This is a genomic window from Streptomyces siamensis (genome assembly GCF_039543605.1).
GTDB classification, from domain to species: domain Bacteria; phylum Actinomycetota; class Actinomycetes; order Streptomycetales; family Streptomycetaceae; genus Streptomyces; species Streptomyces siamensis.
The window spans coordinates 30692-51511 of record NZ_BAABKB010000048.1; the positions used below are offsets into that span (position 1 = coordinate 30692).

16 protein-coding genes are annotated in these 20820 nt (G+C 70.9%); 3 read left to right on the forward strand and 13 right to left on the reverse strand.

From position 1 onward, the window contains the following. Window positions 1-85: 85 nt before the first annotated feature. The 4 genes from infB to rimP form a co-directional block, all read right to left on the reverse strand. Window positions 86-3184 (reverse strand): translation initiation factor IF-2, encoded by a 3099-nt coding sequence (gene infB, locus ABEB03_RS42950; protein WP_345658526.1) that lies wholly within the window; start codon window positions 3182-3184, stop codon window positions 86-88. A 148-nt stretch (window positions 3185-3332) separates the two neighbouring features. Further along, window positions 3333-3611 (reverse strand): YlxR family protein, encoded by a 279-nt coding sequence (locus tag ABEB03_RS42955; RefSeq protein WP_345658527.1) that lies wholly within the window; start codon window positions 3609-3611, stop codon window positions 3333-3335. 102 nt (window positions 3612-3713) lie between these two features. Next, window positions 3714-4712 (reverse strand): transcription termination factor NusA, encoded by a 999-nt coding sequence (nusA, locus tag ABEB03_RS42960; RefSeq protein ID WP_345658528.1) that lies wholly within the window; start codon window positions 4710-4712, stop codon window positions 3714-3716. A 2-nt stretch (window positions 4713-4714) separates the two neighbouring features. Continuing rightward, entirely contained in the window at window positions 4715-5212 is a 498-nt protein-coding gene (gene rimP / locus ABEB03_RS42965) for a ribosome maturation factor RimP (RefSeq protein WP_345658529.1), read from the reverse strand. Between the two features lie 275 nt (window positions 5213-5487). On the opposite strand from rimP, the gene ABEB03_RS42970 reads away from it, so the two are divergent. Genes ABEB03_RS42970 through ABEB03_RS42980 form a run of 3 tightly spaced genes read left to right on the forward strand, consistent with a single transcriptional unit; the run spans window position 5488 to window position 7484 of the window. Continuing rightward, a complete protein-coding gene (locus tag ABEB03_RS42970; RefSeq protein ID WP_345658530.1) occupies window positions 5488-6039 on the forward strand; it encodes a hypothetical protein in 552 nt (183 codons plus the stop codon). Next, window positions 6036-6536, forward strand: a complete 501-nt coding sequence (locus tag ABEB03_RS42975; RefSeq protein ID WP_345658531.1) for a ferritin-like domain-containing protein — start codon at window positions 6036-6038, stop codon at window positions 6534-6536. Before ABEB03_RS42970 ends, ABEB03_RS42975 begins: the two co-directional genes overlap by 4 nt. Before the next feature lie 27 nt (window positions 6537-6563). Continuing rightward, window positions 6564-7484 carry an aminoglycoside phosphotransferase family protein gene (locus tag ABEB03_RS42980; RefSeq protein ID WP_345658532.1) on the forward strand — a complete coding sequence of 307 codons (921 nt, stop codon included), beginning with the start codon at window positions 6564-6566 and terminating at the stop codon, window positions 7482-7484. A gap of 238 nt (window positions 7485-7722) precedes the next feature. On the opposite strand, the gene ABEB03_RS42985 is transcribed toward ABEB03_RS42980, so the two are convergent. From ABEB03_RS42985 to ABEB03_RS43025, 9 genes are all read right to left on the reverse strand, one after another. Further along, window positions 7723-9414, reverse strand: a complete 1692-nt coding sequence (locus ABEB03_RS42985; RefSeq protein ID WP_345658533.1) for a proline--tRNA ligase — start codon at window positions 9412-9414, stop codon at window positions 7723-7725. Window positions 9415-9485: 71 nt separating this feature from the next. Then, window positions 9486-10055, reverse strand: a complete 570-nt coding sequence (locus ABEB03_RS42990; RefSeq protein WP_345658534.1) for a GNAT family N-acetyltransferase — start codon at window positions 10053-10055, stop codon at window positions 9486-9488. A gap of 62 nt (window positions 10056-10117) precedes the next feature. After that, window positions 10118-10966: a GNAT family N-acetyltransferase gene (locus ABEB03_RS42995; RefSeq protein ID WP_345658535.1), complete on the reverse strand. Its 849-nt coding sequence runs from the start codon at window positions 10964-10966 to the stop codon at window positions 10118-10120. Window positions 10967-11473: 507 nt separating this feature from the next. Then, the gene (gene ispG / locus ABEB03_RS43000) at window positions 11474-12631 is read right to left on the reverse strand and encodes a flavodoxin-dependent (E)-4-hydroxy-3-methylbut-2-enyl-diphosphate synthase (RefSeq protein ID WP_345658536.1); all 1158 of its coding nucleotides are present in this window, start codon (window positions 12629-12631) and stop codon (window positions 11474-11476) included. Window positions 12632-12794: 163 nt separating this feature from the next. Continuing rightward, complete coding sequence (locus ABEB03_RS43005) at window positions 12795-14099, reverse strand: M50 family metallopeptidase (RefSeq protein WP_345658537.1); 1305 nt, start codon at window positions 14097-14099, stop codon at window positions 12795-12797. Then, window positions 14096-15352, reverse strand: coding sequence for a 1-deoxy-D-xylulose-5-phosphate reductoisomerase (gene dxr, locus ABEB03_RS43010; RefSeq protein WP_345658538.1), 1257 nt, complete (start codon window positions 15350-15352; stop codon window positions 14096-14098). Before dxr ends, ABEB03_RS43005 begins: the two co-directional genes overlap by 4 nt. Before the next feature lie 117 nt (window positions 15353-15469). Next, window positions 15470-18268, reverse strand: a complete 2799-nt coding sequence (gene secA, locus ABEB03_RS43015; RefSeq protein ID WP_345658539.1) for a preprotein translocase subunit SecA — start codon at window positions 18266-18268, stop codon at window positions 15470-15472. Window positions 18269-18284: 16 nt separating this feature from the next. Next, the gene (locus ABEB03_RS43020) at window positions 18285-18680 is read right to left on the reverse strand and encodes a hypothetical protein (protein WP_345658540.1); all 396 of its coding nucleotides are present in this window, start codon (window positions 18678-18680) and stop codon (window positions 18285-18287) included. 193 nt (window positions 18681-18873) lie between these two features. Continuing rightward, the gene (locus ABEB03_RS43025; RefSeq protein ID WP_345658542.1) at window positions 18874-20805 is read right to left on the reverse strand and encodes an acyl-CoA dehydrogenase family protein; all 1932 of its coding nucleotides are present in this window, start codon (window positions 20803-20805) and stop codon (window positions 18874-18876) included. Window positions 20806-20820 lie beyond the last annotated feature (15 nt).

Consider the following 20820-nt stretch of genomic DNA (forward strand, 5'->3'; position numbering starts at 1 on the left):
AGAACCGTACAACGAACGGCCGGGGCCGATCGACGGCATTTACTGCCGCCGACCGGCCCCGGGTCGCACCAAGAGGTACCTGCTGCTACGAGCGCGGCTTCTCCCGCATCTCGTACGTCGCGATGACGTCGTCGACCTTGATGTCGTTGAAGTTTCCGAGGTTGATACCACCCTCGAAGCCTTCGCGGATCTCGGTGACGTCGTCCTTGAAGCGACGCAGACCGGAGATGGTGAGGTTCTCCGCGATGACCTTGCCGTCGCGGACGAGGCGCGCCTTCGTGTTGCGCTTGACCTCGCCCGAGCGGACCAGGACACCGGCGATGTTGCCCAGCTTGGACGACTTGAAGACCTCGCGGATCTCCGCCGTGCCGAGCTCGACCTCCTCGTACTCCGGCTTGAGCATGCCCTTGAGGGCCGCCTCGATCTCCTCGATGGCCTGGTAGATCACCGAGTAGTACCGGACGTCGACGCCCTCGCGCTCCGCCATCTGCGCCGCGCGGCCCGCAGCGCGGACGTTGAAGCCGATGACGATGGCGTCGGAGCCGGTCGCCAGGTCGATGTCCGACTCGGTGACCGCACCCACACCGCGGTGCAGGACGCGGATGTCGACCTCGTCGCCGACGTCGAGCTGGAGCAGCGAGGACTCGAGAGCCTCCACCGAACCGGACGCGTCGCCCTTGATGATGAGGTTGAGTTCCTGCACCAGACCGGCCTTGAGGGCCTCGTCCAGGTTCTCCAGGGAGAACCGGACACCCCGGCGGGCGAAGTTGGCGTTGCGCTCACGCGCCGCGCGCTTCTCGGCGATCTGACGTGCCGTGCGGTCCTCGTCGACAACCAGGAAGTTGTCGCCGGCACCCGGGACGTTGGTGAGACCGAGGACGAGGACGGGGGTCGAGGGACCCGCTTCCTCGACGTTGTTGCCGTTGTCGTCGAGCATCGCGCGGACGCGGCCGTACGCGTCGCCGACGACCATCGTGTCACCGATGCGCAGCGTGCCGCGCTGGACGAGGACGGTCGACACCGCACCGCGGCCACGGTCGAGGTGGGACTCGATCGCGATGCCCTGCGCGTCCTGCTCCGGGTTGGCCCGCAGGTCGAGCGAGGCGTCCGCGGTCAGGACCACGGCCTCGAGCAGCTGGTCGATGTTCAGACCCTGCTTGGCGGAGATGTCGACGAACATCGTGTCGCCGCCGTACTCCTCGGCCACCAGACCGAACTCGGTGAGCTGACCGCGCACCTTCGTCGGGTCGGCGCCCTCGACGTCGATCTTGTTGACCGCGACCACGATCGGCACGTCGGCCGCCTTGGCGTGGTTCAGCGCCTCGATCGTCTGGGGCATCACACCGTCGTTGGCCGCCACCACGAGGATCGCGATGTCGGTCGACTTCGCACCACGGGCACGCATGGCGGTGAACGCCTCGTGACCCGGGGTGTCGATGAAGGTGATCCTGCGCTCTTCGTCGTTGACCTCGGTGGCGACCTGGTACGCACCGATGTGCTGCGTGATACCGCCGGCCTCGCCCGCGACGACGTTCGTCTTGCGGATGGTGTCCAGCAGTCGGGTCTTACCGTGGTCGACGTGACCCATGACGGTCACGACCGGCGGACGCGGCATGAGGAATTCCTCGCCGCCCTCGTCCTCGCCGAACTCGATGTCGAAGGACTCGAGCAGCTCGCGGTCCTCCTCCTCCGGGCTGACGATCTCGACGACGTAGTTCATCTCGCCGGCGAGCAGCTGGAGGGTCTCGTCGGAGACGGACTGCGTGGCAGTGACCATCTCGCCGAGGTTCATCATCACGGCGACGAGCGACGCCGGGTTGGCGTTGATCTTCTCCGCGAAGTCGGTGAGGGACGCACCGCGCGACAGGCGGACGGTCTGTCCGTTGCCGCGAGGCAGCATCACGCCGCCGACGGACGGGGCCTGCATGGCCTCGTACTCCTGGCGCCTCTGCCGCTTCGACTTGCGACCACGACGCGCCGGACCGCCGGGACGGCCGAAGGCACCCTGCGTGCCACCACGGCCACCGGGACCACCCGGACGACCGCCGAAGCCGGGACGGCCACCGCCACCACCGGGACCACCGGGACGACCGGCGAAGCCGCCGCCACCGCCACCGGGACCACCGGGACGACCGGCGAAGCCGCCACCGCCGCCACCGGGACGACCGGCGAAGCCGCCGCCGCCCGGACGACCGCCGCCACCGGCACCGGGACGACCGCCGCCGCCGGGACCGCGGCCACCGGGGCCGCCGCCGGGACGCGGGCCGGCAGCCGGACGCTGCGGCATCATGCCGGGGTTCGGACGGTTGCCGCCGGGGCCGCCGCCGGGACGCGGGGCCTGCGGACGAGGCATGCCGCCCGGGGTCGGACGGGCACCGCCGGGACCGCCCTGCGGACGCGGAGCGCCGCCGGGACCGCCCTGCGGACGGGGGCCACCCTGACCGGCACCCTGCGGACGCGGGGCACCCGGGGCGCCACCGGGACCGCCGGGACCGGGACGAGCGCCACCCGGACGGGGCGCCTGCGGGCGCGCCATGCCGGTGGAGCCGCCGGAGGTGAAGGGGTTGTTGCCCGGACGCGGGCCGGCCGGACGAGCACCGGGACGCGGGGCCTGGCCGCCGGGACGCGGGGCGCCCTGACGGTCGCCGCGCTCGGGACGGTCACCGCGGGACTGGCCGCCCTGGCCGGGACCGGCCGGACGGGCGCCGGGCTTCGGCGCGCCGGGGCGGGCACCCGGACGGGGGCCTGCGGCCGGAGCCGGGGAGGCCGCCGGGGGCGCGGTGAACTCGGGCGCCGCCGGAGCCGGGGTCGCCGCCGGAGCGGGCCGCGGCGCGGGCTTGGGGCCCGGCGTCGGGCGCGGACCCGGGGCAGCCGGCGTGACCGGGGCAGCCGCGGGGCGCTCGGCCGTGGGCGGCTTGGGAGCCGGCGGGCGCGGGCCAGCCGGACGGGCCGCCTGCGCGGGAGAGGGGGCTGCCGGCTTGGCCGGGGCAGCCTTGCGGGCGGGGGCGGACTTGCCGCCTCCGCTGCCCTGCTGGAGGGCGTCAGTCAGTTTGCGGACAACGGGCGCCTCGATCGTCGAGGACGCCGAACGGACGAATTCACCGAGTTCTTGGAGCTTGGCCATGACGACCTTGCTCTCCACGCCGAACTCCTTGGCGAGTTCGTATACCCGGACCTTAGCCACTTCGCTCCTTTTAGGTCCGGGTTTGCGTCCGGACCGTCGCTACTTCATGGGCGTACTCATCGCGTGCTCATCGAGTGCTCATCGCAATCTCGACCTACTTCCAACTCGCGGGGTACCAGGGCCGCACGGGGGTTCCGTACGACACGTCTTACGGTGTTGCCTGCTCGACGGAGAGGCGCAACGCCGCGGTGTCGAGCGGTCCCGGGACGCGCAGCGCCCGCGGGAACGCCCGGCGGCGGACCGCCAGGTCGAGACAGACCAGGGCGGGGTGCACATATGCACCCCGGCCGGGCAGCGTACCGCGATGATCGGGGACACATTCGCCCTCGACCGCCACGATGCGCAGCAAGTCCTTCTTGGCCGCTCGCTCCCGGCACCCCACACAGGTGCGCTCAGGGCATGCGCGGGCTCGCGTCCGGCCAGACACTCTTAAGTCTACCTCCCCGTAGCGACCTCACCCCTTTGGGGCAAGAATCGAACAGTTGCTTCGGCGGGAACTGTCGTGATCTGAGCCACCCGCGGCTTGGATCTATTCCCCGCCCTGCTCGGGCTGCTGTTCGGTGTCCGGACGGATGTCGATCCGCCAGCCGGTGAGCCGGGCGGCGAGCCGGGCGTTCTGCCCTTCCTTGCCGATGGCCAGCGACAGCTGGTAGTCGGGGACGGTCACGCGTGCGGAGCGGGCCGCGAGGTCGACGACCTCGACCTTCGAGACGCGGGCCGGGGAGAGGGCGTTCGCCACCATCTCGGCCGGGTCGTCCGACCAGTCGACGATGTCGATCTTCTCGCCGTTCAGTTCGGCCATGACGTTGCGCACGCGGCCGCCCATGGGGCCGATGCAGGCACCCTTGGCGTTCAGGCCGCTGCGGGTGGACCGGACGGCGATCTTCGTGCGGTGGCCGGCCTCACGGGCGATGTGGGCGATCTCGACGGAGCCGTCGGCGATCTCCGGCACCTCGAGCGCGAAGAGCTTCTTCACCAGATTGGGGTGCGTGCGCGAAAGGGTGACGGACGGACCGCGCACACCCTTCGCCACCCGGACGACGTACGAGCGCAGGCGCAGGCCGTGCTCGTAGTTCTCGCCGGGGACCTGCTCCTGCACCGGCAGGATGGCTTCCAGCTTGCCGATGTCGACGAGCACGTTCTTCGGGTCGCGGCCCTGCTGGACCACACCGGTGACGATGTCGCCCTCGCGTCCGGCGTACTCGCCGAGCGTCGCGTCGTCCTCGGCGTCCCGCAGGCGCTGCAGGATGACCTGCTTGGCGGTGGTCGCCGCGATCCGCCCGAACCCCGAGGGGGTGTCGTCGAATTCGCGCGCCTCCTGCCCCTCCTCCAGGTCCTCGGGATCCTCCTTCGCCCACACGGTCACATGGCCGGTTTCCCGGTTCAGCTCCACGCGCGCGTGGCGGCGGCTTCCCTCGGTGCGGTGGTAGGCGATGAGGAGGGCCGACTCGATCGCCTCGACCAGCAGGTCGAAGGAGATCTCCTTCTCCCGTACCAAGCCCCGCAGGGCACTCATGTCGATGTCCACGGCTACGCCTCCTCTTCGTTCTTGTTCTTGCGGTTGAACTCGACCTGGACACGCGCCTTGGCGACGTCGTCGAAGGCGAGGTGCCGGGCGGTGGGCTTGCGGCCCTTCACGCCCGGGACTTCGACGTCGAGGCCGTCGTCGTCGACCTTCAGGATCCGGGCGACCAGTTCGCCGCCCTCCGTCAGCTGGAACTTCACCAGGCGGTCGGTCGCGCGTACGTAATGACGGTGCTCCGTGAGCTCACGCTCGGCACCGGGGGTTCCGACCTCGAGGGTGTACTCGCCCTCGCCCATCGCGTCCGTCTCGTCGAGCTTCGCCGAGAGCGCGCGGCTCACATCGGCGATCTGGTCCAGGTCGGCACCGGAGTCCGAGTCGACGACGACACGCAGCACACGCTTGCGGCCTACCGAGTCCACTGCGATCTCTTCGAGATCGAGTCCCTGAGAGCCTACGAGCGGTTCCAGAAGTTCTCGCAGCCTCTCGCTCTGGGTGGTGCTCATCCGGGTGACTCCTCGGCCGCGTGTGCTGTTGTGGTTAGGACGTGTGTCAGGTCAAAGGGTATCCGGTCGCGGGGGGTGTTGCCGTCCACCGGGAGCCGGCCGGGTGCGGCTCCCGGCCGCCCTGTGCCTACCCGGTGCCCTGGGCGGAAGGGCGGAAACCACCTGCCGGGAGCGGCTCGGGAGAGCCGCTGGCACGCGTTCGGCCGGGGCGCGGGTACCGTGATCACGGGCGCCTCGCCCTCTCCTTCCGTACGAGCCCTCCAAGGACGACTGCCGTGCCGTTCACCCTGCCGTCGCGCGCCCCGTCGGGTCCGCGCCGAAGGACCCTGCTCGCCTCGGCCGCGGGCGCCTTCGCGCTCGCGGGCTGTTCCGCTTCCGAACCGTCGACCGACACGGCCGGAGGCAGCCCCTCGGCCGCGGACCGGGCACGCGCGCGTGCCGCGCGCGACAGCGAGGAACTCGCCGACCACTACGCCGCCGTGATCGCCGCGCATCCGGCGCTGTCGAAGCGGCTGACCCCGCTGCGGGCCGAGGTCGTCCGGCACGCGAAGGCCTTCGGGGACGGGGCGCACGCCACCGCCTCGCCCTCCGCGACCGTCTCCGCCACGGCGGCCGGGGCACCCGCGTCCACGTCCGCGAGCGCCTCCCCCACCGTGCCGGCCGAGCCGAAGGACGCGGTCGGCGACCTCGCCGCGGCCGAACGCACCCTGGCGGACGCGCGCACGAAGGCCCTGGTGGAGATGCCGGGTGAACTGGCCAGACTGCTGGCCTCGGTGGCGGCCGCCGGCGCCGCCCACGCGTACCTGCTGTCGGAAGGGGCGAAGTGAGCGAGACCTCCCGCACCACGGGCCCGGGCCGCACCGAGCGGGCCGAGAAGGCCGAACTCGCGGCCCTGCAGGCCGCATTGGGCGCCGAACACGCCGCCGTCTACGGATACGGTGTCGTCGGCGGCAAGATCGACAAGGGGCGGCGCGACGAGGCGCGGACCGCCTACGACGCGCACCGGGCGCGACGGGACGACTTGGCGCGGGCCGTACGGGACCTGGACGGCACACCCCAGGCCGCCTCCGCCGCATACGCGCTGCCGTTCGCCGTCAAGGACTCGGCCGCGGCGGTCCGGCTCGCGGCGGAGCTGGAGGAGCGCGTGGCCGGCGTCTACTCGGACCTCGTGCGCGCCGCCACCGGCGACCGGCGGCGGGCCGCCGCCGAGGCGCTGCGCGAGGCGGCGGTGCGGGCGGTGCGCTGGAGCGGCGAGAGCGTAGCCTTCCCTGGGCTCGCGGAGCGGGCGGCCACCGCCTCCGCGTCCGCGTCCCCTCAGACGTGACGCGACCTGGAAGGGAACAACTCGGGCATGGCTTTCGAACCGCCGCGGCGTCTCGTCCGGGCGCTCGGCGAGATCCAGCGGGGCGGCGCCGAGGGCGCCGACGGGACCGACGAATGGCTCGCCAAGCTGCCCGAGCTGGCGCAACAGGCCGCAGATGTACGCGAGTTGACCGTGGAGCGGGTGCAGGCTCCGGGCGGCAGGAGCAGCCTGGTCCTGCTGGTACGGCAGGCCGACGGGACGCCCGCCGTGCTGAAGCTCGCGCCCGAGCGGGCCCGTCCGGAGAGCGAGCGCGCCGCCCTGGCCCACTGGGACGGACGCGGCGCGGTGCGGCTCCTCAACCCCGGCGACACCCATGGCGTGCTGCTGCTGGAGCGGCTGCACCCGGAGATGTCCGTACGGTCGCTGCCTGAGGCGAAGGCCCTGCTGGAGGCGGCGGGCACGCTGCGGCGACTGTGGGTCGAGCCGCCCGCGGCGCACGTCTTCGAGACGGTCGCCGAGCGGACGGGCCGGCAGGCGGAGGCGATGCGGGCGTCCGCGTCCGCCGACGCGGAGGTCGCGCCGCTGGTCGACGCGGCGCTCACGGCCCGCGAGGAACTGCTCGCCGCGCCGCCGGAGGAACGGGTGCTGCACGGCACGTTCCGGCAGAGCAAGGTGCTCGCCGGGGAGCGCATGCCGTGGCTGGCCGTGGGCCCCGACCCGGTGGTCGGCGAGTGCGCCTTCGATCTGGCCCGGCTGGTCCGCGACCGGGTCGAGGACCTGATCGCGTCCCCGTCGGGGTCGTCGATCACCCGGCGCCGGGTGAAGCGGCTCGCCGAGTCCCTCGACGTGGACCAGGAGCGGCTGCGCGGCTGGACCCTGTTCCGAGCGGTCGAGTCGGGCGTCCGAGCCCGTCGCGTCGGCCGCCCCCAGGACGCAGAACTGCTCCTCGAATTCGCCGGCTGGCTCTGACCCCGACGCCCGACAGCCCCCCGAAGGGGCGCGGGGAACGGCGCGCCCAGCCACGACGCCCCGGCGGAGACACAGACCGGCAGCCCCGGCTAACGGAACAGCACCGTCCGAGACACACCCCGAAAGGGGCGCGGGGAACGGCGCGCCCAGCCACGACGCACCGGCGGAGGACCACAGACCGTAAGCCGCCAAGGGCCCGCGCGGCAGCTCACCGCCGCACGGGCCCACGGGCCACCGACTAGGCCGTGAGACGGGCGATCGCCTCGTCCACGGTCAGCTCCTCGCGCTCACCGGTCCGCCGGTCCTTGAGCTCGACGACACCCTCGGCGGAGCGACGGCCGGCGACCAGGATCTTCGGCACGCCGATGAGCTCCGCGTCGGTGAACTTCACGCCCGGCGAGACCCCGGCACGGTCGTCCACCAGGACACGCACCCCCGCGGCGTTCAGCTTCTCGGACACGTCGAGCGCCAGCTCGGTCTGCAGGGCCTTGCCCGCGGCGACCACGTGGACGTCGGCGGGAGCGATCTCCTCGGGCCAGCACAGCCCCTGGTCGTCCGCCGACTGCTCGGCCAGCGCGGCCACCGCACGGGAGACACCGATGCCGTACGAGCCCATGGTCACGCGCACGGGCTTGCCCTGCTGCCCGAGGACGTCGAGCTGGAAGGTGTCGGCGTACTTGCGGCCGAGCTGGAAGATGTGGCCGATCTCGATGGCGCGGTCCAGCTTCAGGCCGGTGCCGCACGCGGGGCACGGGTCGCCCTCCTCGACCACGACGACGTCGAGGTAGTCGTCGACCTCGAAGTCACGGCCCGCGACGACGTTCTTCGCGTGCGTGTCGGCCTTGTTGGCGCCGGTGATCCAGGCGGTGCCGGGCGCCACCCGGGGGTCGGCGATGTAGCGGACCTTCTCCAGGCCCTGCGGGCCCACGTAGCCACGGACGAGGTCGCCGCGGCCCTCGAAGTCCTCGGCGGTGACGAGCTCGACGACGGCCGGGGCGAGGTGCTCGCCCAGCTTGCCGAGGTCGACCTCGCGGTCGCCCGGGACGCCCACCGCGACGATCTCGCCGTCGACCTTGACCAGGAGGTTCTTCAGGGTCGCGGAGGCGGGGACGCCGAGGTGCTCGGCGAGCGACTCGATGGTCGGGGTGTCGGGGGTGTCCAGCTCCTCGACCGGGCCGTGCTCCTCGGACACCGGAGTGAGCTTGAAGGTCACCGCCTCGGTGTTGGCCGCGTAGTCGCAGGACGGGCAGTCCGCGAAGGTGTCCTCGCCGGCCGCGGCCGGGGCGAGGAACTCCTCCGAGGCCGAGCCGCCCATCGCGCCGGAGACGGCCGAGACGATGCGGTAGTCGAGACCGAGACGCGCGAAGATCTTCTGGTACGCCTCGCGGTGCAGCCGGTAGGACTCGGCGAGCCCCTCGTCGGTCGTGTCGAAGGAGTACGAGTCCTTCATCTGGAACTCGCGGCCGCGCAGCACGCCGGAGCGCGGGCGGGCCTCGTCCCGGTACTTCGTCTGGATCTGGTACAGCATGACCGGCAGGTCCTTGTACGAGGCCACCTGGTCCTTCACCACCAGGGTGAAGATCTCCTCGTGGGTCGGGCCGAGCAGGTACTCGGCGCCCTTGCGGTCCTTGAGACGGAACAGCAGGTCGCCGTACTCCTCCCAGCGGGCCGACGCCTCGTACGGCTCCTTGGGGAGCAGCGCGGGAAGCAGGACCTCCTGGGCGCCGATCGCGTCCATCTCCTCGCGGACCACGCGGGAGATGTTGTCGAGGACCTTCTTGCCGAGCGGCAGCCAGGTCCAGATGCCCGCGGAGTTGCGGCGCACGTAACCGGCGCGGACGAGCAGCTTGTGGCTGAGCGTCTCGGCATCCGCCGGGTCGTCACGCAGTGTCTTGACCATCAAACGGGACATGCGCTGGACCTGGGCCATGATTCTCGACTCCTGCTGCGTAAGGGTGATGGCAGGAGGTTAGCCGGGCGGGACGGGACGGTGGAAATCGGTTAGTGCCTGCGCAGCGGCAGAGGGGCGCCCATCACGGCGTACGGCTTGGGTGCGCTGGGGAACAGGACCTGGCGCGCGAGGTCCTCGTAACCCAGTGAGTGGTAGAGGCCACGGGCCGGGCTGTCCGTGTCGATCGCGGACAGGATCGAGCGGGGTTCGGCGGCGGTGTCCGTGATCCGGGTGATCAGGGTGCGGCCGATGCCCCGGTTCTGGTAGCGCGGGTGCACATGCAGTTCGGTGATCACGAACGAGTCGTCGAGCCAGCCTTCGCGGCCCTGGGCGCGCAGATACGGTTCGACGACGGTGGACCACCAGTGCGCGCGGTCGTTGGGCATGCCGTAGACGAAGCCGACGAGGCGTCCGTCGGCGGTGGTGGCGCCCAGCGCGCGGGCTCCCGGGCAGGTGAGGTGGCGCAGCACGATCTGGCGGCGTACGGCGACCTCGTCGGCGCCGAGTCCGAAGGCGAGGGCCTGCACGGCGAGCGCCTCGTCCACGCGCGCGGCGAGATCCAGCGGGCCGATGACCACGTCGTCGGGGTTGCGGAAGCCCTGACCTGGAATGCGCAGCATGCCGGGGAGACTACCTGGCGAAGGGTGGGGCGCGTGAGGTGCCGCAAGGCCCGTGCGGGGCGTCAGAACAGGACACTCATGAACGCGCCGACCTCCTGGAAGCCCACGCGGCGGTAGGTGGCGCGGGCCGCCGTGTTGAAGTCGTTCACGTAGAGGCTGACGACGGGGGCCACGTCCGCGAGGGCGTAGCGCAGGACGGCCGCCATGCCGGGGGCGGCGATGCCCTGGCCGCGGTACTCGGGGGCGACCCAGACGCCCTGGATCTGGCAGGCCTGGGTGGTCGCGGCGCCGATCTCGGCCTTGAAGACGACCTTGCCGTGCTGGTCGAGGCGGGCGAACGACCTTCCGGAGCCGACGAGTTCGGCCACCCGTGCCTGATAGAGCAGGCCGCCGTCCCCGGCCAGCGGCGAGACGCCGACCTCCTCGGTGAACATCGCCACGCACGCCGGCATGATCGTCTCCATCTCGTCCTTGCGGATGCGGCGGACGTACGGATCGGGTGCGACGGTGTCGGGGAGCCGGTCGGTGACCATCAGCGGCTGGTGGGCGCGGATCTCCCGGGCGGGGCCCCAGCCCGGTTCGAGCAGCCGCCACAGCTGGGCGGTGGGCTCGGCGGGGCCGACGATCGAGGAGCAGCGGCGGCCGGCTCGGCGGGCCCGGTCGGCGAAGCCGCGCACGGCCCTCGGAGTGGCGCAGATCGGGACCAGGTTGGCGCCCGCGTAGCACAGGGACCGGAGCATGCCGTCCTCGTACCAGCCCCACATCTCGCCGCCGAGACGCCACGGGTCGAGGCCGGCGATCCGTACCCGGGAGGCGACGAACGCGTTCGCGACCGGCTCGCGGTCGAGGACGGCGAGCGCGGCGTCCAGGTCGCTCGGTTCGAGGACCCTGGTGGTGGTCTGGGTCAACAAGTGCGGGGGCCTTCACCATACGGTCTGCTGATCTCCGCACTGTACCTGGCCCGATTGGGGTGTGCCGCCCGTTGCCCTCCCTGGGGTCCTCGGGGAGGGCTCCGGGGGCTCGTGGGGAGGCTTTCCGCCGGACGGGACGGGCGGACCTGATGCGGTCGTGGCACCTGGGGTGCCCGGGACCGATGGTTCTTGCCCCCTCCGCCCCTGCCCGTCCCTTGTCCCTGGGGGCTGCCGCCCCCGGACCCCCGCTGCGGCCTGGACGGCCTCGTCCTCGAACGCCGGACGGGCTGAAGGGTTGCCCCCGCCCTCGGACGCGGAGACCGCCGGAACCAAGGAGACAGCCCACCGGGTCTCGTCGTCGGAGACCGGACGGGATCGGAGTGCCCGGCCTCGGACGCGGAGACCGCCGGGGTAAAGGAGACAGCCCGCCCGGTCTCGTCGTCGGAGACCGGACGGGCTGGAGCCTGTGCCACCGCGGGAGAGCGGCGGGGGCGGCAGGGCGGGCGGTCAGCCCGATACGGCGACCGACGGCTCGCCGGAGGCCACGCCGTCGGCCTCCATCTGCTCGGCGAGCTTCATGGCCTCCTCGATGAGGGTCTCCACGATCTTCGACTCGGGCACGGTCTTGATGACCTCGCCCTTGACGAAGATCTGGCCCTTGCCGTTGCCGGAGGCGACGCCGAGGTCGGCCTCGCGGGCCTCGCCGGGGCCGTTCACGACGCAGCCCATGACGGCGACGCGGAGCGGGACCTCCATCCCCTCCAGACCGGCCGTGACCTCCTCGGCCAGCTTGTAGACGTCGACCTGGGCGCGGCCGCAGGACGGGCAGGAGACGATCTCCAGGCCGCGCTGCTTGAGGTTGAGGGACTCCAGGATCTGGAGGCCGACCTTGACCTCCTCCGACGGCGGGGCGGAGAGGGAGACGCGGATCGTGTCGCCGATGCCCTCGGACAGCAGGGCGCCGAAGGCGACGGCCGACTTGATGGTGCCCTGGAAGGCGGGGCCGGCCTCGGTCACACCGAGGTGCAGGGGGTAGTCGCACGCGGCGGCGAGCTGCCGGTAGGCGTTGACCATGACCACCGGGTCGTTGTGCTTCACGGAGATCTTGATGTCGCGGAAGTCGTGCTCCTCGAAGAGGGAGGCCTCCCACAGCGCCGACTCGACGAGCGCCTCGGGGGTGGCCTTGCCGTACTTCTGGAGCAGTCGCTTGTCGAGGGAGCCGGCGTTGACGCCGATGCGGATCGGGGTGCCGGTGTCCTTGGCGGCCCGCGCGATCTCCTTGACCTGGTCGTCGAACTGCTTGATGTTGCCGGGGTTGACGCGGACGGCGGCGCAGCCCGCGTTGATCGCGGCGAAGACGTACTTCGGCTGGAAATGGATGTCCGCGATGACCGGGATCTGCGACTTGCGAGCGATCGTCGCGAGCGCGTCCGCATCGTCCTGGGTGGGGCACGCCACGCGCACGATCTGGCAGCCGGACGCGGTCAGTTCGGCGATCTGCTGGAGCGTGGCACCGATGTCCGACGTACGCGTCGTCGTCATCGACTGCACCGACACCGGTGCGTCTCCGCCCACGGCGACCGTTCCGACCTGGATCTGCCGGCTCTTGCGGCGCTCGGCCAGCTTGGTCGGAACGGACGGCATGCCGAGAGAAATCGCAGTCATCTGCTGTGCAACCCCAAGTTGTGGATCAAGGTCCCGGAATCGTGGGCTCCAGGCTTCGAGATTACGGCACCGGCGCGCGGCCGAGCACATCACGCCCCCAAACCCACTCAATGGAAGGTGGCCGGACACGACGTGTGTCCGGCCACCCGAAATGCTCGTGCCGCTAGGAGATTCTCACCGGGTTGACGACGTCCGCGATGAGCACCAGGAGCGTGAAGCAGACGAAGATCCCGGCCACCACGTAGGCGACGGGCATGAGCTTCGCGACGTCGAACGGACCCGGGTCGGGGCGGCGGAGCACCTTCGCCGTGTTCCGCCGCAGCGACTCCCAGACGGCGCCCGCGATGTGCCCGCCGTCGAGCGGGAGCAGCGGGAGCATGTTGAAGAGGAACAGGGAGAGGTTGAAGCCGGCGACCAGCAGCAGCATCATCGCGACCTGCTGCGAGGCGGGGATGTCCAGGGTGAAGACGTCGCCGCCGATGCGGGCCGCGCCGACCACGCCCATCGGGGAGTCCGCCTTGCGCGGTCCGTCGCCGAAGGCGGCGTCCCACAGGTCGGGGACCTTGCCGGGGAGCGCGACCAGCGACTCGACGCCGTTCTGCATCATGTCGCCCATGCGGTCCACGGACTGTGAGAAGGACTGCTGGACGATGCCGGAGGCCGGTGTGAAGCCGAGGAACCCGGCGTACACGTACTTGCCCTCGACATAGCCGCCGTTGCCGTCGGTCTTGCTCACCTGGTTCTTGATCAGGTGGGCGGTCAGGTCGACCTTCTCGCCCTTGCGCTCGACGGTGATCGTGACGTCCTTGCCGGGGTTGGCGCGGATGTCGGACTGGAGGACGGACCAGTCCTCGACGGGCTTGCCGTCGAACGCGACGATCTTGTCGCCGCCCTTCAGCCCTGCGGCCCTGGCGGGCGCCGCCTGGTCCCCGGACTCGCACTTCGAGCGGTTCTCGCTCTGCTGGATGACGCAGTCCGAGACCTTGCCGACCGTGGTGGTCTGGGTCTGGATGCCGAACGTCATCATCACGCCGAGGAAGATCACGACGGCGAGGATCAGGTTCATGAAGGGGCCCGCGAACATCACGATCACGCGCTTCCACGGCTTGCGCGTGTAGAAGAGGCGGGTGTCGTCGCCGGGCTTGAGCTCCTCGAAGGCCGCCGACCTGGCGTCCTCGATCATGCCGCGGAACGGTGACGTCGAACGGGCCTCGATACGGCCGTCAGGGCCGGGCGGGAACATCCCGATCATGCGGATGTAGCCGCCGAGCGGGACCGCCTTGATCCCGTACTCCGTCTCGCCCTTCTTGCGCGACCAGATGGTCGGGCCGAAGCCGACCATGTACTGCGGCACGCGGATGCCGAAGAGCTTGGCCGTCGACAGATGCCCCAGCTCGTGCCACGCGATCGAGATGAGCAGGCCGACCACGAAGACGACTATGCCGAGGATCATCATCAGGGTCGTCATGCACGAGCCTCCGCGATTGTCGTCCGGGGGGTCAGTTCCCGGGCCCGGGCGCGCGCCCAGGTCTCCGCTTCGAGGACGTCCGCGACGGTCAGGGAAGTTCCCGTGGCCGGGGTGCCGTGTTCCTCGACCACCCGTGTGACGGTCTCCATGATCCCGTTGAACGGCAGTGTGCCGTTCAGGAACGCGTCGACGCACTCCTCGTTGGCGGCATTGAACACCGCCGGGGCCGTGCCCGCGAGCTGCCCCACGTGCCGGGCGAGCCCGACGGACGGGAACGCGTCGTTGTCGAGCGGGAAGAACTCCCAGCTCGACGCCTTTGTCCAGTCGAAGGCCGGCGCGGCGTCCGGGACGCGTTCGGGCCAGCCGAGGCCGATGGCGATCGGCCCCCGCATGTCGGGGGGCGTCGCCTGGGCGATCGTCGATCCGTCAGTGAATTCCACCATCGAGTGGACATACGACTGCGGATGCACGACGACCTCAATGCGGTCGAAGGGAATGTCGTAGAGGAGGTGCGCCTCGATGACTTCCAGCCCCTTGTTGACCAGGGTCGCGGAGTTGACCGTGATGACCGGTCCCATCGCCCAGGTGGGGTGCGCGAGGGCGTCGGCCGGGGCGACGTCGGCCAGCTCCGCCTTCGTACGGCCGCGGAAGGGGCCGCCGGAGGCGGTCACGACCAGCTTGCGCACGTCGGCGCGGGTGCCGGAGGCCAGCGCCTGGAACAGCGCCGCGTGCTCGGAGTCGACGGGGATGATCTGTCCCGGCTTGGCCAGCTCCTTCACCAGCGGGCCGCCGACGATGAGCGATTCCTTGTTGGCGAGCGCGAGGGTGCGGCCCGCCTCCAGGGCGGCGAGGGTGGGCGCGAGGCCGATGGAACCGGTGATGCCGTTGAGCACGGTGTGGCAGTCAAAGGAGGCGAGCCGGGTGGCGGCGTCCGGCCCGGCGAGAATCTCGGGAAGGGTCTCGCCGGGGGCGTACTGCGCCGCGAGTGCCTCGCGCAGCGCGGGGACCACGTCCTCGCGGGCGACGGCGACCGCCCGGACCCGGAGCCGGTGGGCCTGCTCGGCCAGCAGTCCGACCCTGCCGCCGGCGGCGGACAGCGCGGTGACCCGGAACCGGTCGGGGTTGCGCAGCACGAGGTCGATGGCCTGGGTGCCGATCGAGCCGGTGGAGCCGAGGATCACGACATCCCTGACTCCGTCCACGGGGTCGAAGACAAGGTGCGGATCAGCGAGGGGGGCTGGACTGTCGCTCATCCCCCCATTGTGGCCGCAACGCGTCCCCGGCAGGACAGGGCTCCCCCACTTCGCGCCGCGCTGCCGCCCCTGGGGTCCGGACGGGGCGGCATCGTCCCCCGTGGTTCTGGACGTCCCCTAGCGCCTGCGCCTGCGCTGCTTGCGGTTCCCGGTGCGGGCGCGGGACCGCGGGGAGGCGTCGCGCGGCGCCGGGCCGGGGCCGTCGGGTGCGGGCGCCGTCCCGGGCGCGTCGCCCGGGGCCGTGCCGGCGGGGGCGGCGTCGGCGGGGGCGAAGGCACCCTCGACCACGCCGTCCGCCGTGTCCAGCGTCGGCGCGGTGAAGTGCAGGCCGTCGGTACGGTCCCGGCGGTCGAGGCTCTCGGCGCCCGGGCCCGCCGCGTCGAGGTTGAAGACGTAGCCGACGGACTCCTCCTTGATGGCGTCGGTCATGGCTATGTACATGTCGAAGCCCTCGCGCTCGTACTCGACGATCGGTTCGCGGCCGAGCGTCCAGCGCAGTCCGATGCCGTCGCGGAGGTAATCCATCTCATAGAGGTGCTCGCGCCACTTGCGGTCCAGGACGGAGAGCACGACCAGGCGTTCCAGGTCGCGCAGGGCCGTGGCGCCGAGCTCGGCCTCGCGCTCCTCGTACCGCGCGTGGACGTCCTCGGTGATCGCGTCGGTCACTCCCTCGGTGGTGAGGGCGTCCCGGCCGCCCGCGGCGTCCTCCAGTTCCTCGACCGAGACGCCCACCGGGTACAGCTGCCTCAGCGCGCTCCACAGCCGTTCCAGGTCCCATTCCTCCGGGAAGCCCTCTCCGGTCTCGACCTCGACGTACGCGCGGACGGTGTCGTCCATGAAGTGGACGATCTGCTCGCGCAGGTCCTCGCCAGCCAGGACGCGACGGCGCTCGGCGTAGATGAGGGTGCGCTGGCGGTTGAGGACCTCGTCGAACTTCAGGACGTCCTTGCGGGACTCGAAGTGCTGCTGCTCCAGCTGCGCCTGCGCGGAGGCGATGGCGCGGGTGACCATCTTGTTCTCGATGGGGATGTCGTCGGGCACGTTCGCCATGGCCATGACCCGGTCGACCACGTTGGCGCGGAACAGCCGCATCAGGTCGTCCTGGAGCGAGAGGTAGAACCGGGAGGCGCCGGGGTCGCCCTGGCGGCCCGAGCGGCCGCGCAGCTGGTTGTCGATGCGCCGGGACTCGTGGCGCTCGGTGCCGAGGACGTAGAGGCCGCCCAGTTCCTTGACCTCGTCGTGCTCGGCCGCGACCGCGGCGGTGATCCGGTCGAGGACCTGTTGCCTCTCCTCCAGGTCCGCCTCGTCCCCGGTCTCCGCGAGCGCCATCGCCTCGGGGTTGCCGCCGAGCATGATGTCGGTGCCGCGTCCCGCCATGTTCGTGGCCACGGTGACGGCGCCCTTGCGGCCGGCCTGGGCGACGATCTGTGCCTCGCGCTGGTGGTTCTTGGCGTTCAGCACCTCGTGCCGGATGCCCTGCTTCCTCAGCCGCGCCGACAGCACCTCGGACTTCTCCACGGAGGTGGTGCCCACCAGGATCGGCTGGCCCTGTTCGTGCTTCTCCGCGATGTCCGCGAGGATCGCGGCGTACTTCGCCTCCTCGGTGCGGTAGATCTGGTCTGGGTCGTCGCGGCGGACCATGGGCCGGTTGGTGGGGATCGGGACCACGTGCAGCTTGTAGATCTGGTGGAACTCGGCGGCCTCGGTCATGGCGGTGCCGGTCATCCCGGCGAGCTTCGTGTACAGGCGGAAGAAGTTCTGCAGGGTGATCGTGGCGAGCGTCTGGTTCTCGTCCTTGATCGTCACCCCTTCCTTGGCCTCGATCGCCTGGTGCAGGCCCTCGTTGTAGCGGCGTCCGGCGAGGATGCGTCCGGTGTGCTCGTCGACGATGAGGACCTCGCCGTCGACCACCACGTAGTCCTTGTCGCGCTTGAAGTGCTCCTTGGCCTTGAGGGCGTTGTTCAGGTGGCCGATGAGCGGGGTGTGGTCGGACTCGTAGAGGCTGTCGATGCCGAGCTGGTCCTGGAGGTACTCGACGCCCCGGTCCAGGATCGCCACGGTGCGCTTCTTCGGGTCGTACTCGTAGTCGTACCGGGTGCGCAGTTCGGCGAGGCGGTCCTTGTCCGTCTGGGTGGTGTACTGCTCCTCCTGGACCTGTACGCCCTTCATCCGCCGCGCGAAGCCGGCGAAGGCCTCGTACCAGTGGGTGGGCTGGTCGGCGGGGCCGGAGATGATCAGCGGGGTGCGTGCCTCGTCGATGAGGATCGAGTCGGCCTCGTCGACGATCGCGAAGTGGTGGCCGCGCTGGACCAGTTCGTCCTGCGACCACGCCATGTTGTCGCGCAGGTAGTCGAAGCCGAACTCCGTGTTGGTTCCGTAGGTGATGTCGCAGGCGTACTGCGCGCGCCGCTCCGCCGGGGTCGACCCGGTCTTGATCACCCCGACGGTCAGCCCCATGAACCGGTAGGCCCGGCCCATCCAGTCGGCGTCCCGCTCGGCCAGGTAGTCGTTGACCGTGACCAGGTGGACTCCCTTGCCGGTCAGGGCGTTCAGGTAGACCGGCAGTGTGCCGACGAGCGTCTTACCCTCGCCCGTGTGCATCTCGGCGATGTTGCCGAGGTGGAGCGCCGCGCCGCCCATGACCTGCACGTCGAAGTGACGCATGCCGAGGGTGCGCCGGGCCGCCTCGCGCATCGCGGCGAAGGCCTCGGGCAGCAGGTCGTCCAGGCTCTCGCCGTCGGCGTACCGCGTCTTGAACTCCGGCGTGAGCGCCTGGAGTTCCTCGTCGGTGAAGGCCTTGAACTCCTCCTCCAGGGAACCCACCTGGGCGGCTGTGCGCTCCAGCCGCCGCAGCATCCTGCCCTCACCCGCCCGCATGATTTTTCCGGTCAGGGCGTCGAGACCTTTACCTGACATGGGAATTCCCCCGCAACTAAACGGCGTCCGCGAGCATCCTGATCCAGCGATTGGCGCGCTGGAGAATATGGATGCCCTGTTGATTCGCGGTGATCACTTCGCGCAGCACGGGGTCGACGACGACGTCGAGTGCGGCGCGGAAGAGCTGCTGGATCACGGGCCGTTCGCCCGGCCGTCCGGCGTCGAGCAGAGCGTCGACGTCACGGAGGTCGATCCTTCGGATGCGTACCGCGTCGAAGGAGGCCACGGGTGGCCGTGGCTCCACGTCGACCACGGCCAGCGCGCAGTCGTTGAGCAGGACCGCGAGCGCGTCGCGGTGTGTCTCGAAGGTCTCCGGCGCTCCTTCGCGCAGCTTCTGCGCCAGCGGCTGCACTTCGTCGCGCACCGTCCGCAGCGCCCGTACGAGATCCATCTCGTCGAGCTGACGCCACGCCTCCCCGCGGGCGCGCGTCAGCTGTACGGAAATACCGTGACTGTATTCTTCCCCGACTCCTTGGCGCATCTGCCGTCCCCGTTCGCCATTCCGTTCATTGTCGGCGCACACGTTCGGTGCGGCAAGCAGCGGAATGGCGAACGGGACCCCAGTGAATTCCTGGGGAAAATGGTCAGCGAATGGGCCTGCGGACGTTTTCCTTCCGGCTCGCTCCGGGAGTCGCGTCGGCGATCCAGGGGCCCTCGCCGGACGGGTCGACGACGCCCTCCTCCAGCCAGGTGTAGGTGCCGGACAGGACTCCCTTGACCACCTTGCGGTCGAGGTCGTCGGTGTTGGACCACAGGCGGCCGAAGAGTTCCTCGACGCGGACGCGGGACTGGCGGCAGAAGGCGTCGGCGAGCTGGTAGGCCTCGCGGCCGTGCTCGCCCGTGGCGCGCAGGTGCTCGGCGCGGACACAGGCCGCGCTCATCGCGAAGAGCTCGGCGCCGATGTCGACGATCCGGCCGAGGAAGCCCTGCTTGGTCTCCATGCGGCCCTGCCAGCGGGACATGGCGTAGAAGGTGGAGCGGGCGAGCTTGCGCGCGCTGCGCTCGACGTACCGCAGATGCGGCGACAGGTCCACCTGCTGGTTGAACTCGTGGTACGACCGCGGGAGTTGCCCCGGTCCCGCCACCAGCTTCGGCAGCCACTTGGCGTAGAAGACGCCGGCGTTCGCGCCCGCCTTCGCCTTGTCCGAGAGGGACTTGTCGGGGTCGATGAGGTCGCCGGCCACCGAGAGGTGGGCGTCCACGGCCTCGCGGGCGATCAGCAGGTGCATGATCTCCGTCGAGCCCTCGAAGATCCGGTTGATGCGCAGGTCGCGCAGGATCTGTTCGGCGGGCACGGCGCGTTCGCCGCGGGCGGCGAGCGAGGCGGCCGTCTCGAAGCCGCGGCCACCGCGGATCTGGACGAGCTCGTCCGCCATCAGGCAGCCCATCTCGGAGCCGTACAGCTTGGCGAGGGCCGCCTCGATCCTGATGTCGTTGCGGTCCTCGTCGGCCATCTGCGAGGACAGGTCGACGACGGCCTCCAGCGCGAAGGTGGTGGCCGCGATGAAGGAGATCTTGGCGCCGACGGCCTCGTGGAGGGCGACCGGCTTGCCCCACTGTTCGCGGGCCGCCGACCACTCACGGGCGATCTTCAGGCACCACTTGCCCGCGCCGACGCACATCGCGGGCAGGGAGAGCCGGCCGGTGTTGAGGGTGGTCAGGGCGATCTTGAGGCCGGCGCCCTCGGCGCCGATCCGGTTCGCGGCGGGCACCCGGACCTGGTGGAAGCGGGTGACGCCGTTCTCCAGGCCGCGCAGGCCCATGAAGGCGTTGCGGTTCTCGACGGTGATGCCCTCGGAGCCCGCCTCGACCACGAACGCCGTGATGCCGCCCTTGTGGCCCTCGGACTTCGGCACCCGCGCCATGACGACGAGCAGATCGGCGACGACACCGTTGGTCGTCCACAGCTTCACGCCGTCGAGGACGTAGTCGTCGCCGTCCGGCACGGCGGTCGTGGCGAGGCGCGCCGGGTCGGAGCCCACGTCGGGCTCGGTGAGCAGGAACGCCGAGATGTCGGTGCGGGCGCAGCGCGGCAGGAAGACGTCCTTCTGCTCCTGGGTGCCGAAGATCTTCAGCGGCTGCGGGACGCCGATCGACTGATGGGCGGAGAGCAGCGCGCCGATCGCCGGGTTCGCCGAGCCGACCAGGGCCAGCGCCTTGTTGTAGTACACCTGCGTCAGCCCGAGGCCGCCGTACTTGGTGTCGATCTTCATCCCGAGGGCGCCGAGCTCCTTGAGCCCGTCGATCGTCTCGTCCGGGATCCGCGCCTCACGCTCGATGCGGGCGGAGTCGATCTTCGTCTCGCAGAAGTCGCGCAGTTTGGCGAGGAACTCCTCGCCGCGCTGGGAGGCCTCGTCGGACGGCATGGGGTGCGGATGGATCAGGTCGAGCCGGAAGCGCCCGAGGAACAGCTCCTTGGCGAAGCTGGGCTTGCGCCAGTCCTGTTCACGCGCGGCCTCGGCGACCTGTCGGGCCTCACGCTCCGTGACCGTGGGCTTGTGGGGTGTTGCGGACATGAGGCTCACCTCGCC